The 12,238-nt window shown below is 71.1% G+C and carries 12 protein-coding genes and 1 tRNA gene; 5 read left to right on the top strand and 8 right to left on the bottom strand.

Annotated elements, in window-relative coordinates:
* The first annotated feature begins 110 nt into the window (after positions 1 to 110).
* The 3 genes from ACZ3TI_RS11880 (at position 111) to pknB (ending at position 5,352) form a co-directional block, all read left to right on the top strand.
* A complete protein-coding gene (locus ACZ3TI_RS11880; RefSeq protein WP_465726060.1) occupies positions 111 to 1,529 on the top strand; it encodes an FtsW/RodA/SpoVE family cell cycle protein in 1,419 nt (472 codons plus the stop codon).
* Entirely contained in the window at positions 1,526 to 2,980 is a 1,455-nt protein-coding gene (locus ACZ3TI_RS11875; RefSeq protein ID WP_465725991.1) for a peptidoglycan D,D-transpeptidase FtsI family protein, read from the top strand. The genes ACZ3TI_RS11880 and ACZ3TI_RS11875 overlap by 4 nt, the downstream gene beginning before the upstream one ends.
* Before the next feature lie 260 nt (positions 2,981 to 3,240).
* Complete coding sequence (gene pknB / locus ACZ3TI_RS11870; protein ID WP_465725989.1) at positions 3,241 to 5,352, top strand: Stk1 family PASTA domain-containing Ser/Thr kinase; 2,112 nt, start codon at positions 3,241 to 3,243, stop codon at positions 5,350 to 5,352.
* Positions 5,353 to 5,492: 140 nt separating this feature from the next.
* Here the strand turns inward: pknB and ACZ3TI_RS11865 are convergent, their stop codons facing one another.
* The 5 genes from ACZ3TI_RS11865 to ACZ3TI_RS11845 all read right to left on the bottom strand — a co-directional run bounded on the left by ACZ3TI_RS11865 (position 5,493) and on the right by ACZ3TI_RS11845 (position 9,166).
* Positions 5,493 to 6,278: a class E sortase gene (locus ACZ3TI_RS11865; RefSeq protein WP_465725987.1), complete on the bottom strand. Its 786-nt coding sequence runs from the start codon at positions 6,276 to 6,278 to the stop codon at positions 5,493 to 5,495.
* 37 nt (positions 6,279 to 6,315) lie between these two features.
* On the bottom strand, positions 6,316 to 7,431 hold the full coding sequence (locus ACZ3TI_RS11860) for a class E sortase (RefSeq protein WP_465725985.1): 1,116 nt from the start codon (positions 7,429 to 7,431) through the stop codon (positions 6,316 to 6,318).
* Positions 7,432 to 7,436: 5 nt separating this feature from the next.
* Positions 7,437 to 8,099, bottom strand: a complete 663-nt coding sequence (locus ACZ3TI_RS11855; RefSeq protein ID WP_465725983.1) for an aminodeoxychorismate/anthranilate synthase component II — start codon at positions 8,097 to 8,099, stop codon at positions 7,437 to 7,439.
* Positions 8,100 to 8,153: 54 nt separating this feature from the next.
* A complete protein-coding gene (locus ACZ3TI_RS11850) occupies positions 8,154 to 8,333 on the bottom strand; it encodes a hypothetical protein (protein WP_465725981.1) in 180 nt (59 codons plus the stop codon).
* Positions 8,334 to 8,401: 68 nt separating this feature from the next.
* Positions 8,402 to 9,166 carry a DUF881 domain-containing protein gene (locus tag ACZ3TI_RS11845; protein WP_465725979.1) on the bottom strand — a complete coding sequence of 255 codons (765 nt, stop codon included), beginning with the start codon at positions 9,164 to 9,166 and terminating at the stop codon, positions 8,402 to 8,404.
* A 167-nt stretch (positions 9,167 to 9,333) separates the two neighbouring features.
* Between ACZ3TI_RS11845 and crgA the strand changes: the two genes are divergently transcribed.
* Complete coding sequence (gene crgA, locus ACZ3TI_RS11840; RefSeq protein ID WP_465725977.1) at positions 9,334 to 9,585, top strand: cell division protein CrgA; 252 nt, start codon at positions 9,334 to 9,336, stop codon at positions 9,583 to 9,585.
* A 353-nt stretch (positions 9,586 to 9,938) separates the two neighbouring features.
* On the opposite strand, the gene ACZ3TI_RS11835 is transcribed toward crgA, so the two are convergent.
* Positions 9,939 to 10,832, bottom strand: a complete 894-nt coding sequence (locus ACZ3TI_RS11835) for a rhomboid family intramembrane serine protease (protein WP_465725975.1) — start codon at positions 10,830 to 10,832, stop codon at positions 9,939 to 9,941.
* Between the two features lie 225 nt (positions 10,833 to 11,057).
* Between ACZ3TI_RS11835 and ACZ3TI_RS11830 the strand changes: the two genes are divergently transcribed.
* Positions 11,058 to 11,771, top strand: a complete 714-nt coding sequence (locus ACZ3TI_RS11830; RefSeq protein WP_465725973.1) for a DUF5324 family protein — start codon at positions 11,058 to 11,060, stop codon at positions 11,769 to 11,771.
* Between the two features lie 90 nt (positions 11,772 to 11,861).
* Here ACZ3TI_RS11830 and ACZ3TI_RS11825 read toward each other — a convergent pair.
* Together ACZ3TI_RS11825 and ACZ3TI_RS11820 are read right to left on the bottom strand one after the other, a co-directional pair.
* Positions 11,862 to 11,934: transfer RNA gene (locus ACZ3TI_RS11825), tRNA-Ala, on the bottom strand.
* Positions 11,935 to 12,104: 170 nt separating this feature from the next.
* Positions 12,105 to 12,233, bottom strand: coding sequence for a DLW-39 family protein (locus ACZ3TI_RS11820; RefSeq protein WP_014137031.1), 129 nt, complete (start codon positions 12,231 to 12,233; stop codon positions 12,105 to 12,107).
* Between the last annotated feature and the right edge of the window lie 5 nt (positions 12,234 to 12,238).

Genomic DNA, 12,238 nt, shown 5'->3' with positions numbered 1-12,238 from the left:
AACCGACATAGCAGCGCCCCGAGCGGGCTTGCCGGCCGTCAGGGAGCGGTCACCACGTGAGCAGCTACAACGTGAGCGAAGACACCGGCCGGGCCGGCCGACGGCGGGGGATCGCCGAGCGCGCCGTCCCCCGTCGCCGGGGCAACACCACCATCTCTCCGCAGGAGACGCCCAACCGGCGCAACACCGAGCTGGCCCTACTGGTCTTCGCGATCCTGCTGCCGGTCCTCGCGTACGCGAACGTCGGCCTCGCCATGGACGACAAGCTGCCCGCCGGCATGCTCGGCTACGGGTTCGGCATGGGCGCCCTGGCGCTGGTCGCGCACCTGCTGATGCGCCGCTTCGCGCCGTACGCGGACCCGCTGATGCTGCCGATCGCCACCCTGCTCAACGGGCTCGGCGTGGTGATGATCTGGCGCCTGGACAAGGCCGGGAAGCTGCTGCACAACAACTACCCCGCGGCTGCCAACCAGCTGATGTGGTCCGGTCTCGGCGTGGCCTTCTTCATCGCCGTGATGGTCTTCCTGAAGGACCACCGGGTGCTCCAGCGCTACACCTACATCTCGATGGTGGCGGCCCTGGTCCTGCTCGCCGCGCCGGCCTTCTTCCCGTCCCGGGCGGAGGACTTCGGCGCCAAGATCTGGATCCGGTTCGGCAGCTTCTCCATCCAGCCCGGAGAGTTCGCCAAGATCATCCTGACGGTGTTCTTCGCCGGCTACCTGATGGTCAAGCGGGACGCCCTGGCGCTGGCCAGCCGCCGCTTCATGGGCCTGTACCTGCCGCGCGGCCGTGACCTCGGCCCGATCATCGTGATCTGGCTGCTCAGCCTGCTGATCCTGATCTTCGAGAACGACCTCGGCTCGTCCTTCCTGTTCTTCGGCCTGTTCGTGGTGATGCTCTACGTCGCCACCGAGCGGACCAGCTGGATCCTGTTCGGCCTGCTGATGTCGGTCGGCGGCGCGGTCGCGGTGGCCTCCACCGCCAGCCACGTCAAGGTGCGCATCAACGCCTGGCTCGACCCGATGGCGGCCTTCAGCCCGAAGCCCCCGCCGGGCGCCACCGAGCAGATCGGCCAGTCACTGATGGCCCTCGGCTCCGGCGGGGTCACCGGCTCCGGCCTCGGCCAGGGGCGCTCCTGGCTGATCGACTTCGCCGCGAAGAGCGACTTCATCCTCGGCTCCTTCGGCGAGGAGCTGGGCCTCACCGGCCTGATGGCGATCTTCATGCTCTACGCCCTGCTGATCCAGCGCGGCCTGCGCACCGCGATCGCCGCCCGCGACCCCTTCGGGAAGCTGTTCGCGGTCGGGCTCGCCTCGGCGATGGCGCTGCAGGTGTTCGTCGTCGCCGGCGGTGTGACCGGGCTGATCCCGCTGACCGGTATGACCATGCCGTTCCTCGCGCAGGGCGGTTCGTCCGTGGTCGCCAACTGGGCGCTGGTCGCGATCCTGCTGAAGATCAGCGACAGCGCCCGCCGCCCCGGGGTCGAGCCGACCCCGGCCACCGAGGGCCCGGGAGGACCCGCCCGATGAACAAGCCGATCCGCCGGGTCTCGATCTTCTGCCTCGTGCTGATACTGGCCCTGATGGTGCGCACCAACTGGGTGCAGGGCGTCCAGGCCGACTCCTGGGCGAGCAACAAGAACAACAAGCGCCAGCTGTACGACCGGTACGCGCACCCGCGCGGGAACATCATCGCGAGCGGGCAGCCGGTCACGAAGTCCGACTTCGTCAACGGCCTGCGCTTCAAGTACCAGCGCTCCTGGATCGACGGTCCGATGTGGGCCCCCGTCACCGGGTACGCCACCCAGTTCCAGAACGTCGGCCTGGAGGCGCTGGAGGACGGCGTCCTCTCCGGGACGGACGACCGGCTGTTCTTCCGCAACACCCTGGACATGCTGACCGGCGAGCCCAAGCGCGGCGGCGACGTCGTCACCACGGTCAACGCCAAGGTCCAGAAGGCGGCCTGGGACGCCATGGGCAACAAGAAGGGCGCCGTCGTCGCGCTCGACCCGAAGACCGGCGCCATCCTCGCCATGGTCTCAACGCCCTCCTTCGACCCGGGTAGCTTCGCCGGCTTCGACGGCGCCTCGACCAAGGCCTGGAACGACCTCAACGCCGATCCGAACAAGCCGCTGGACAACCGGGCGCTGAAGCGGACCTATCCGCCCGGCTCCACCTTCAAGCTGGTCACCGCGACCGCCGCGTTCGAGAACGGCATGTTCCAGGGCATCGACGACGCCACGACCACCCCAGAGCCGTACACCCTGCCGGGCACCAACACGCAGCTAAAGAACGAGAGCCCGAACGAGCGCTGCGAGAACGCCACCATCAAGTCCGGGATGGACCAGTCCTGCAACACGGTCTTCGCCAAGATCGGTGCCGACCTCGGCAAGGAGAAGATGCGGGCGCAGGCCGAGAAGTTCGGCTTCAACAGCACCATCGACACCCCGGTCCGCTCCGAGAAGAGCATCTTCCCGGACAGCGCCAGCCTGGACGGCACCGCCCAGGACTCGATCGGGCAGCATGACACCCGCGCCACGCCGCTGCAGATGGCCATGGTCTCCGCCGCGATCGCCAACAACGGCAGCCTGATGCAGCCCTACCTGGTCGACCAGGAGCGCTCGGCCTCGCTGACCACCATCTCCAAGCACACCGAGAAGCAGTTCTCCCAGGCCATGAGCCCGGCCACCGCGCAGAAGATGCAGGACCTGATGGTCTCGGTGGTCGAGAACGGCACCGGCACCAACGCCAAGATCCCCGGCCTGCAGGTCGGCGGGAAGACCGGCACCGCGCAGCACGGCGAGGACAACGCCGGACTGCCCTTCGCCTGGTTCACCTCCTGGGCCAAGACCCCGGACGGCCAGTCGGTCGCGGTCGCGGTGGTGGTCGAGGACGGTTCGCAGAACCGCGACGGCATCAGCGGCGGCCGGCTCGCGGCCCCGATCGCCAAGGCGGTGATGCAGGCCGCACTCGGCAAGTAGCGAACCGCTCCCGGGGTGAGGGGAATGTCACGATCGGCACCCCCGTCCGGATACCGGTCTGATATCGGCCGACGGCTGACTCCGGTCCGGTGGGGTGCGACCGGTAGCGTATCCGCCAGCAGCGGGTGTGCCCGTTGCCGCCCGCGAGGCACCGCACGGCCCGGCCGGAGAACCGGTCGCGGACCGCGCGGCGTCACCCAGAGCGTGCGGGGACACCTACGTCACAGCCTCACCGGCGGGTGAGGGAGAGGGTCGGACCTATGGAAGAGCCTCGTCGCCTAGGCGGCAGGTACGAGCTCGGCGGCGTCCTCGGACGCGGCGGCATGGCCGAGGTCTACCTCGCCCATGACACCCGGCTCGGCCGTTCCGTCGCCGTGAAGACGCTCCGGGCCGACATGGCCCGGGACCCGTCGTTCCAGGCCCGCTTCCGCCGCGAGGCACAGTCGGCGGCGTCCCTGAACCACCCCGCGATCGTCGCCGTGTACGACACCGGCGAGGACTACATCGACGGCATCTCCATCCCGTACATCGTGATGGAGTACGTCGAGGGGTCCACGCTGCGCGAGCTGCTGCACTCCGGCCGCCGGCTGCTGCCCGAGCGCGCGCTGGAGATGACCATCGGCATCCTCCAGGCCCTGGAGTACTCGCACCGGGCCGGCATCGTGCACCGCGACATCAAGCCCGCCAACGTGATGCTGACCCGGCAGGGCAACGTCAAGGTGATGGACTTCGGCATCGCCCGTGCGATGGGTGACGCCGGGATGACCATGACGCAGACCTCGGCCGTCATCGGCACCGCCCAGTACCTCTCCCCCGAGCAGGCCAAGGGCGAGCAGGTCGACGCCCGCTCCGACCTCTACTCCACCGGCTGCCTGCTCTACGAGCTGCTGACCGTCCGCCCGCCCTTCGTCGGCGACTCGCCGGTCGCGGTGGCCTACCAGCACGTCCGGGAGGAGCCGCAGCCGCCGTCGGTCTTCGACCCCGAGGTGCGCCCCGAGATCGACGCGATCGTGCTGAAGGCGCTCGCCAAGGAGCGCGACTACCGCTACCAGAGCGCCGATGAGATGCGCGACGACATCGAGCGCTTCCTCGACGGCCTGCCGGTGGCCGCCGCCCAGCAGGCCGCCTACGGCATGGGCGCGGCCGGCTACGGCTACGACCAGAACGGCTACCCGCAGCAGCACGACCCGTACGGCCAGACCAACGTGCTGCCGCAGCAGCCCGGCGGCGGCCCGACCACCCTCCTGCCGCAGGCCGCCGGGCAGCCGGGCTACGGCCAGCAGGGCGGCTACCCTGACGACGGCTACGGCCAGACCTACGCCGGCGGCGCGGGCGGCGACGACGGCTACGGCCAGGGCGGCGGCCGGCGCGGCGAGGACCGGCCGAAGAAGAGCAACACCTCCTGGATCGTGCTGGCGGTGGCCGCCGTACTGGTCCTGGTCGGCACCTTCTTCGTGGCCCAGGCGATGTTCAGCAACGGCGACAAGAAGGACGCCGTGAAGATCGCCGCACCGAACCTGGTCGGCAAGAGCCTGGCCGACGCCAAGACCGCAGCCGCCGCGGCCGGCGCCAAGCTCGTGGTGACCGAGGGCGAGAAGATCGCCTGCCCGGACGCGAACATCAAGAAGGACCAGGTCTGCACCCAGACCCCGACGGCCGGCAGCCAGGTCGCCGAGACCGCGACCATCACGGTGCAGGTCTCCTCCGGCCCGGCGAAGGCGACCGTGCCGCCCGTGGTCGGCAAGACCAAGGACCAGGCGCTGCAGGCCCTGGCCGCGGCCGGCTTCACCAACGTCGGCGCGCCCGAGTACAAGGACGACGACACCGCCCCGCAGGACACCGTCACGGCTCAGGATCCGGCGGCCAACGCGACCGCCGACCCGACCGCGCCGATCAAGCTGACGGTCTCCCAGGGCAAGTCCAAGCAGAACGTCCCGAGCGTGGTCGGCTCCCAGAAGGAGGACGCGCAGAACACGCTGCAGGCCCTCGGCTTCCAGGTCGACGCGTCGAAGACCACGCCGGCCCCCGACCCGAGCAAGGTCAACACCGTCGCCTCGCAGTCGGTCCCGGCCAACACCAAGGCCCCGACCAACAGCAAGATCACGCTGACGATCTACAAGGCGCCGGACAAGTCCCAGGTCCCGCCGCTGCAGAACCAGAAGCTGTCGGACGCCATCGCCGCGCTGACGAAGGCGGGCCTCGGCTACACCGTGGCCAGCGGCCCGTCGGACCCGAACGCGATCGTCCAGATGAGCAACCCGGGGGCCGGCACCATGCTGGACCCGAACACCCAGGTCCAGCTGTTCACGAGGCCCGCCGATCCGCCCAAAGGGGGCGAGCCCACCACCCCACCCGCCAAAGGAGACCACTAGGCCTCCGATATTCCCCTGGTTCGGCTGAACCGGGGCCCGGAGCCCGGTAGGACCGGAGCGTGACGCGAGAGGGCCCGCCGCATCGGATGCGGCGGGCCCTCTCGTGTCTGCCGTCCGGCCCGAGGTCTCGGTTCCGGACTTCAGGAGTGGCGCAGCTCCGGCGGCGGGGTGCGCTTGGCGTCCACGTCGTCCACCCGGACCAGGCTCCCCCAGACCGCCATCCGGTACCGGGAGGTGTACACCGGCGTGCAGGTGGTCAGCGTGATGTAGCGGCCGGGGCCCGGGTACCCGGCGCGGGCCGGGACGGGCGCCACGATGCCGGTGTCATACTTGGACGTCTCCGCCAGGGTGTCGTCGACCTTGTAGACGTACCACTTGTCCTTGGTCTCCACGACGACCGAGTCGCCCCGGTGGACGGCGTCCAGGTCGTGGAACTTGGCACCGTGGCCGTCCCGGTGGGCGGCCAGCGCGAAGTTGCCCGTCTGGTCCCAGGGCATCGCGGCCTTGTACGGCTGCTCGTAGACGCCCGCCACGCCCTCGTCCAGGACCTCGGTGGAGGTGCCCATCCGGATCAGCACCTGGTAGTCCCGGCCCATGGCCGGGACGTGCAGGAAGCCGACGTCGTCCCCCACCACGAACTGCTTCGCCGCCGGCGGCGCGCCGGCGGCGGCGGCGGTGGAGCCGGGCGCGGTCGGGGGCGCGGCGGTCGGGCCGGCGGCCCAGGAGCCGCGCAGCCGGTCGGCGGCCTCCGACGCCGAGCGGTCGGCCTGCACGTTGGTCCACCACAGCGAGTAGGCCACGAACAGGCCGAGCACCAGGCCCAGGGTGATCAGCAGCTCACCGAACACCCCGAGCACGGCCAGCGCCCGGCTCCGCCCCCGCCCGACCGGCTGCCCGACCGGCTGGGCGGTCTCCTCGTCCTGCATCTGCGGTGCTCCCCCTCCGGGCCGGGCGTCCGGGCGGCTACCCGCCCGTGATCGCGGCCGGCTTGCCTTGGCTGCGCGGCCGTTCCTCGATCATCTTCCCAAAGACGATGAGACGGAACTTGGAGGTGAATTCCGGGGTGCAGGTGGTCAGCGTGATGTAGCGGCCGGGGCCGGCGTACCCGGAGCCAGTCGGCACCGGCTTGATCACGCTCACGTTGCTGGGGGAGGTCTCCGGGATGCCCCCGGTGACCTCGTAGGTGTAGTAGCCGGCCGCGGTCTCCACCACGATCTTGTCGCCCTTGCCGAGCTCGTTGATGTACCGGAACGGCTCGCCGTGGGTGTTGCGGTGGGCGGCCAGCGCGAAGTTGCCCGCCTTGTCGCCCGGCATGCCGGTGCCGGGGTAGTGCCCGACCAGGCCCTTGTCGAGCACCGCCGACTTGGAGGTGCCCTCGGCGATCGGGAACTTCAGCCCCAGCTTGGGCAGGTAGACGATGGCGAAGCCCTTGCCGGGCTCGAACACCTCGGGCTTGTTCGGGTCCGGGGCCGGCTGCCCCGGCTGGGCGGGCGCCTGGGCCGCGTCGAACTGTTCCTCCAGCCGGTTTCGGGCCCCGTCGGCGGCCGCGTCGGCCTGCACGTTGGTCCACCAGAGCTGGTACGCGACGAAGAGCAGCATCACCACGCCGAGCGTGATGCACAGCTCGCCGGCGGCCCGGGCGGCCACCACGACCGCGGACTCCTTGGGGCGCGCCCCACCGGCGGCCCGGCCGCTCGCCCGGCGCCGCCCGCTGCCCGAGCGGATCGCCGTACGGCCCTGGGCGGCACGGCGACGCTCGGCCCGCCCGCCGGTGGGCGGGGCGGGCACATCGGCGGGCCCGCCGAGGCCGGCGTCCGCGGGCAGGCGCAGCTGGAGGGTCTGGTCGGGCAGCCAGGGGTACTCGGGTCCGTCCTGGAGGGGCTCCGCGGCCTGCTCGTAGACGCCCCAGGCGTCCTCGGGCACGGTCTGGACGGTCTGGACGGTCTGGACCGGGGACGGCTGCCGGTACGGGCCGCCGTCGTGCGGCGGCCCGTCCTGCCGGTACCCCCCGTAGTGCTGCGCGCCGCCGTACGGGTCCGCCTCCGGCTGGTAACGCCCCTCCGGACGCAGCGCGGTCACGCCGCTCAGCCCCGGCCGATCACCGGGGCGAGCCCGGCCGACCGGTCGACGGCCTGCGGGAAGCCGCACTCCGCGAGCCAGTTGGCGAGCATCCGGTGGCCGCCCTCGGTGAGCACCGACTCGGGGTGGAACTGCACGCCCTCGACCGGCAGTTCACGGTGCCTCAGGCCCATGACGACGCCGCTCTCGGTCCGTGCGGTGACCACCAACTCCTCCGGGATGGTGGCCGGTTCGACCGCGAGCGAGTGGTAGCGGGTCGCGGTCAGCGGCGAGGGCAGGCCCTCGAACACGCCGCCGTCCTCGTGCTCGACCAGCGAGGTCTTGCCGTGCAGCAGCTCCGGCGCCCGCCCGACCACCGCGCCGTACGCGACCGCGAGCGACTGCAGGCCCAGGCAGACGCCGAACACCGGCAGCCCGATCCGGGCGCAGTGGTGCACCATCTCGATGCAGACCCCGGCCTCCTCCGGCGCGCCGGGCCCGGGGGAGAGCAGCACCCCGTCGAAGCCCTCCTCGCCGGAGCGCCGGACGGCGTGCTCGACCGTCACCTCGTCGTTGCGCACCACCTCGCAGGTGGCGCCGAGTTGGTACAGGTACTGGACCAGGTTGAAGACGAAGCTGTCGTAGTTGTCCACCACCAGGATGCGGGGCGGGTTCGACTGGGTGCTCATGCGCGCGTGGTCTCCGTGGGATGCGGTGCTGGATGGAAGTTCCGAGCCGCCGGCTCAGCCGGCCGCGGCGCCGTCGCCGCCGTCCACTGTGACGTCGCCGAAGGGGAGCAACGGTTCCGCCCACGGGAAGACGTAGGTGAAGAGCAGGTAGACGATCCCCAGGACGAGGAGCAGCGAAATGACGGCCTTCACCAGGGTGTTACCCGGGAGGTGACGCCAGATGAAGCCGTACATGGTGCTCCCTCGTCGTAGCAGACTGGGTCAAGAGTAGACCCGCCTCCCACTGCCGCGAGGCCGGTCCGCTACTGCTGCCCGCCCGCCGATCGCAGCTCCGTGGTGCCCGAGTACCCCGGCAGGGTCAGGTCCCCGCTCTCCTGGACCTTCCAGCCCAGCCCGTACGCCTGGACGTACTGGAGGTACTTGTGGATCGTCGGGTCCGCGTCGACGGCCGAGCGCAGCGCGTCGGTCTTCCCGACCGCCTTGACCACGTACGGCGGGGAGTAGACCCGGCCCTGGAGCAGCAGGGTGTTGCCGACGCAGCGGACCGCGCTGGTGGAGATCAGCCGCTGGTCCATCACCTGCACGCCCTCCGCGCCGCCCCGCCACAGCGCGTTGACCACCGCCTGGATGTCCTGCTGGTGGATGACCAGGTCGTTGACGTCGGGCTCGCGGACGCCGGGGATGCGCGCGGTGGCGTTCGGCGGGGCGTCGTTGAGGGTGACGGTGAGGCCGCCGCCCTGCAGCGGCTCCAGGGCGGCGTCGAGCCGCAGGCCGTCCAGCTGCGCCGCGTCGGCGGGGCTGTGGCCCTGCTGCTCGGTGAGGTTCTGGGCGCGGTCCTGGAGGTCGGCGAGCTGGGACTGCGCCTGCTGGTTCTGCGCGCTGCGCTGGCGGATCACGTCGCCGAGGCTCAGCAGCGAGTTGTCGGTCCGCAGGTCGGTGCCGCGGGCGGTCTGCGCGCTGATGTAGAAGAGCAGACCGGCGAGCGCGAAGACGGCGCAGGTCAGGGCACGTCCGACAATTCGGGTACCGGACCGGCGGGTACGGACCGGCTCAGGGGGAATCGACAAATTAGTCACCGTACCCTTATCTCCTCAAGACCCGCCGAGCCACTACGCTAACGGACGCCGGTGGCACGTGCGGAGCGCCCCAGAGCGCTCTCCACGGCCGACCGCCGACCCGACCCACCCGCTGCACCTCTGCGCGGTCTCACAGCGCATCGACAGGAGAACCCCTCGTGCCGAAGTCTCGACTCCGCAAGAAGTCCGACTACACCCCGCCGACGACGGCCGCCGCGGTGAAGATCAGCTCGGGCCGCGGCTGGGTGGCACCGCTGATGCTGGCACTGTTCCTGATCGGCCTGGTGTGGATCGTCACCTACTACGTGACCAGCGGCACCTACCCGGTCGAGGGCTGGCGGAACTGGAACATCCTGGTCGGCTTCGGCTTCATCGCCGCGGGGTTCGGCGTCTCCACCCAGTGGAAGTGACGACCCGCTCGTCCTGAGGCCCGGAACCGGGCCGATTCCCGCCGCTCCGGATCGCTCGTCCCGGGGCGGCGGTCAGGCGTGCCCGGACTCTGCCGGGAATCCGGTCGGTCATCCACACCATCCGACTGTCGTGCTTATCCACATGGTTATCCACACTGGGGAAAAGTCCCCCCAGCCTGTGGATAACTTTCCCGGTCCCACCCGTCCACAGCTGTGCACAACTTCCCGGGAGCCGGAAAACCGCACAGCAGGACACGCGTAGAACAGCAGTCCACAGTCGCGGCACCGCACAGCCTGTGCACAGCCCCGCACCCGCTGTGGACAAACATCCGGAGCCTCAGACTCCGAGGCCCTCAGGCTCCGTAGAGGGACATCCCGACCAGCAGCATGACCGCCTCCACGGCCACCGCCCCCGCCACCGCCAGCCCCTGGACCAGGCCGCGGCGCTCGCGCGGGGCGTACATCAGACCGGCCGCGGTCAGGGCGCCCAGCACCAGGCCGCCGAGGTGCGCCCGCCAGTCGATGCCCGGGCGCGAGAAGGTGTAGACCAGGCTGAAGACCAGGTACGCCATCACCGGGGCGAGCGGGCCCTTGTTCCGCAGCTGCATCACGACCGTGGCGCCGATCAGCCCGAAGACCGCCCCGGACGCCCCCACCGAGTTCATCAGGTCCCCGGCCACCAGGAAGGCGAAGGTGCTGCCGCCCAGGCCGGCGAGCAGGTAGAGGACCAGGAAGCGGAGCCGACCGAGCGCCTCCTCCAGCGGCGGGCCGAGCCAGAACAGCACCAGCATGTTCATCCCGATGTGCCACCACTTCAGGTGCAGGAAGGCGGCGGTCAGCAGCCGGTACCACTGGTCCGGGCCGTCCGCGATGCCGGCCGGACCGCCGCGGTACTCCCGCCCGAGGCTGAACAGCGACCAGACCTGGCCCAGCCGCGGCGTGAGCACGTAGGCGGCCAGCAGCCAGACCACGATGTTGACGCCGACCAGCACCTTGGTGACCAGTCCGCCGTCGAGGGTCGGCGCCCCGCCGAACCGGGTGGTCGCCCGCCGTGCCCCGGCGTGCCCGTTGCCGACGCACTCGGGGCACTGGAAGCCCACCGAGGCCGCCACCATGCACTGCGGGCAGATCGGCCGCTCGCACCGGGTGCAGGAGATCCCGGTGGCCGTCTCGGGGTGCCGGTAGCAGCCGGGCACCCCGGCCTCCGGGGACCGATCGGCCGACGACCGCGGCTCGTCCGGGAGCATCAGCGGATCCCCTTCCGGTGCACGACCTCCGAAACAGCCAGCCTACTGCCGCACCCCCTCGGTACGGCCCGCTCCCCCACATCCCGTCGAGCCCGGCACACCCGCGCCCACACCCCGCAGGGGCCCGCGTACGGCCCACCCGGCGTGCCATCGGACAAATCAGCATGCATGATCAGCATTCAGGTGGATATGTGCATAAAGGACGCCACCTAGGAGGAGAGACTCGTGAGTTTTTCGGACTCGGCCCGTGAGACGGCCACCAGGACCCGGGACACCGCCGCACACTTCGCGGACGGCGCCAAGCAGCGCCTCGGCCCCACCTTGGACGCCCTCGGGCCGATGGCCACCCAGGCGGCCCACAACCTCCGCGTCCAATACGACAAGCACCTCGCCCCGCAGTTCGGCCACGCCTTCGCCAACCTGCCGCCGGAGGCCCAGCAGAACGTCCTGAAGGCCCTCCACCGGGCCCAGGAGGCCGCTCTGGCGGCCCGCCTGTCCGCCAACCGGGCCGCCGACCAGGCCCGCACCACGGTCGGCCCCAGGGTCGCCCAGGCGGTCGGTGACGCCCGTGCCGCGGTCATCCCGGTCGCCCAGGAGGCCCAGGCCCGCGGCGCGGCCGCGCTGACCGCTCTGCAGGGCAACGTCAGCTCGGCCGAGATCAGCAAGCTGGCCGCCCGGAACGCCAAGAAGGAGCGGTGCGGCGGCTGGGCCACCGGTCTCGCCGTGACCGGCCTGCTGGCGATCGGCAGCGGCCTCGTGGCCTGGCAGTGGTGGCGTCGGCACAGCAACCCGGAGTGGCTGGTCGAGCCCCCGACCGCGCAGGAGGCCCGGCCGGCCGGCGCGCACGCCGCGACCGCCCCGGTGAACGGCTCCGGTCCCGAGGCCGAGGCCGACGAGCCCGGCAAGCCCACCGACGACGGCGGTCCCGCGGCGGACTGACCGCCAGGAAGACGCGGAGCAGCCCGGAAACGCCGATCGGCCGCCGACCAGATCCCTGGTCAGCGGCCGATCGGCGACTGCTGTGAACTGTGGAGCATAGGAGACTCGAACTCCTGACATCTGCCTTGCAAAGGCAGCGCTCTACCAACTGAGCTAATGCCCCTCGACGGCACCGCGCGCGTGCCGACGGGCACTAGCGTACCGGGTTCCGGCGGGTTTCCCAGCGCCGTTGCCTGAAGGGAGCCGGCCGGTCCGGTCGGTCAACCGGGCCGGCCGGCCCGGGAGGCGCGGGTCGGCGCCTCCGAAGATCGTCGATCGTCAGATCGTCCGGGCTCAGCGACCGGCCGGGACCGGGTCGGTGGCCTCGGTCCACAGGTCCTGCTCGGCGCGGTCCGCCTGGACCTGACGGTAGACAAAGAAGCCGCCGAGGGCGACCAGGGCGACCAGGAGAAGCTTCTTCACCGCGG

Source organism: Kitasatospora sp. NPDC023120 (genome assembly GCF_055560835.1).
The sequence above is the reverse complement of the archived record's forward strand: the minus strand, read 5'-3'. Positions and strand labels throughout refer to the sequence as shown.

Excerpts from the sequence above, each read along its gene's own strand:
- pknB (WP_465725989.1), top strand. The coding sequence starts at position 3,241 with ATGGAAGAGCCTCGTCGCCTAGGCGGCAGGTACGAGCTCGGCGGCGTC.
- ACZ3TI_RS11855 (WP_465725983.1), bottom strand. The coding sequence starts at position 8,099 with ATGAGCACCCAGTCGAACCCGCCCCGCATCCTGGTGGTGGACAACTAC.
- ACZ3TI_RS11875 (WP_465725991.1), top strand. The coding sequence starts at position 1,526 with ATGAACAAGCCGATCCGCCGGGTCTCGATCTTCTGCCTCGTGCTGATA.
- ACZ3TI_RS11865 (WP_465725987.1), bottom strand. The coding sequence starts at position 6,278 with ATGCAGGACGAGGAGACCGCCCAGCCGGTCGGGCAGCCGGTCGGGCGG.
- ACZ3TI_RS11850 (WP_465725981.1), bottom strand. The coding sequence starts at position 8,333 with ATGTACGGCTTCATCTGGCGTCACCTCCCGGGTAACACCCTGGTGAAG.
- ACZ3TI_RS11835 (WP_465725975.1), bottom strand. The coding sequence starts at position 10,832 with ATGCTCCCGGACGAGCCGCGGTCGTCGGCCGATCGGTCCCCGGAGGCC.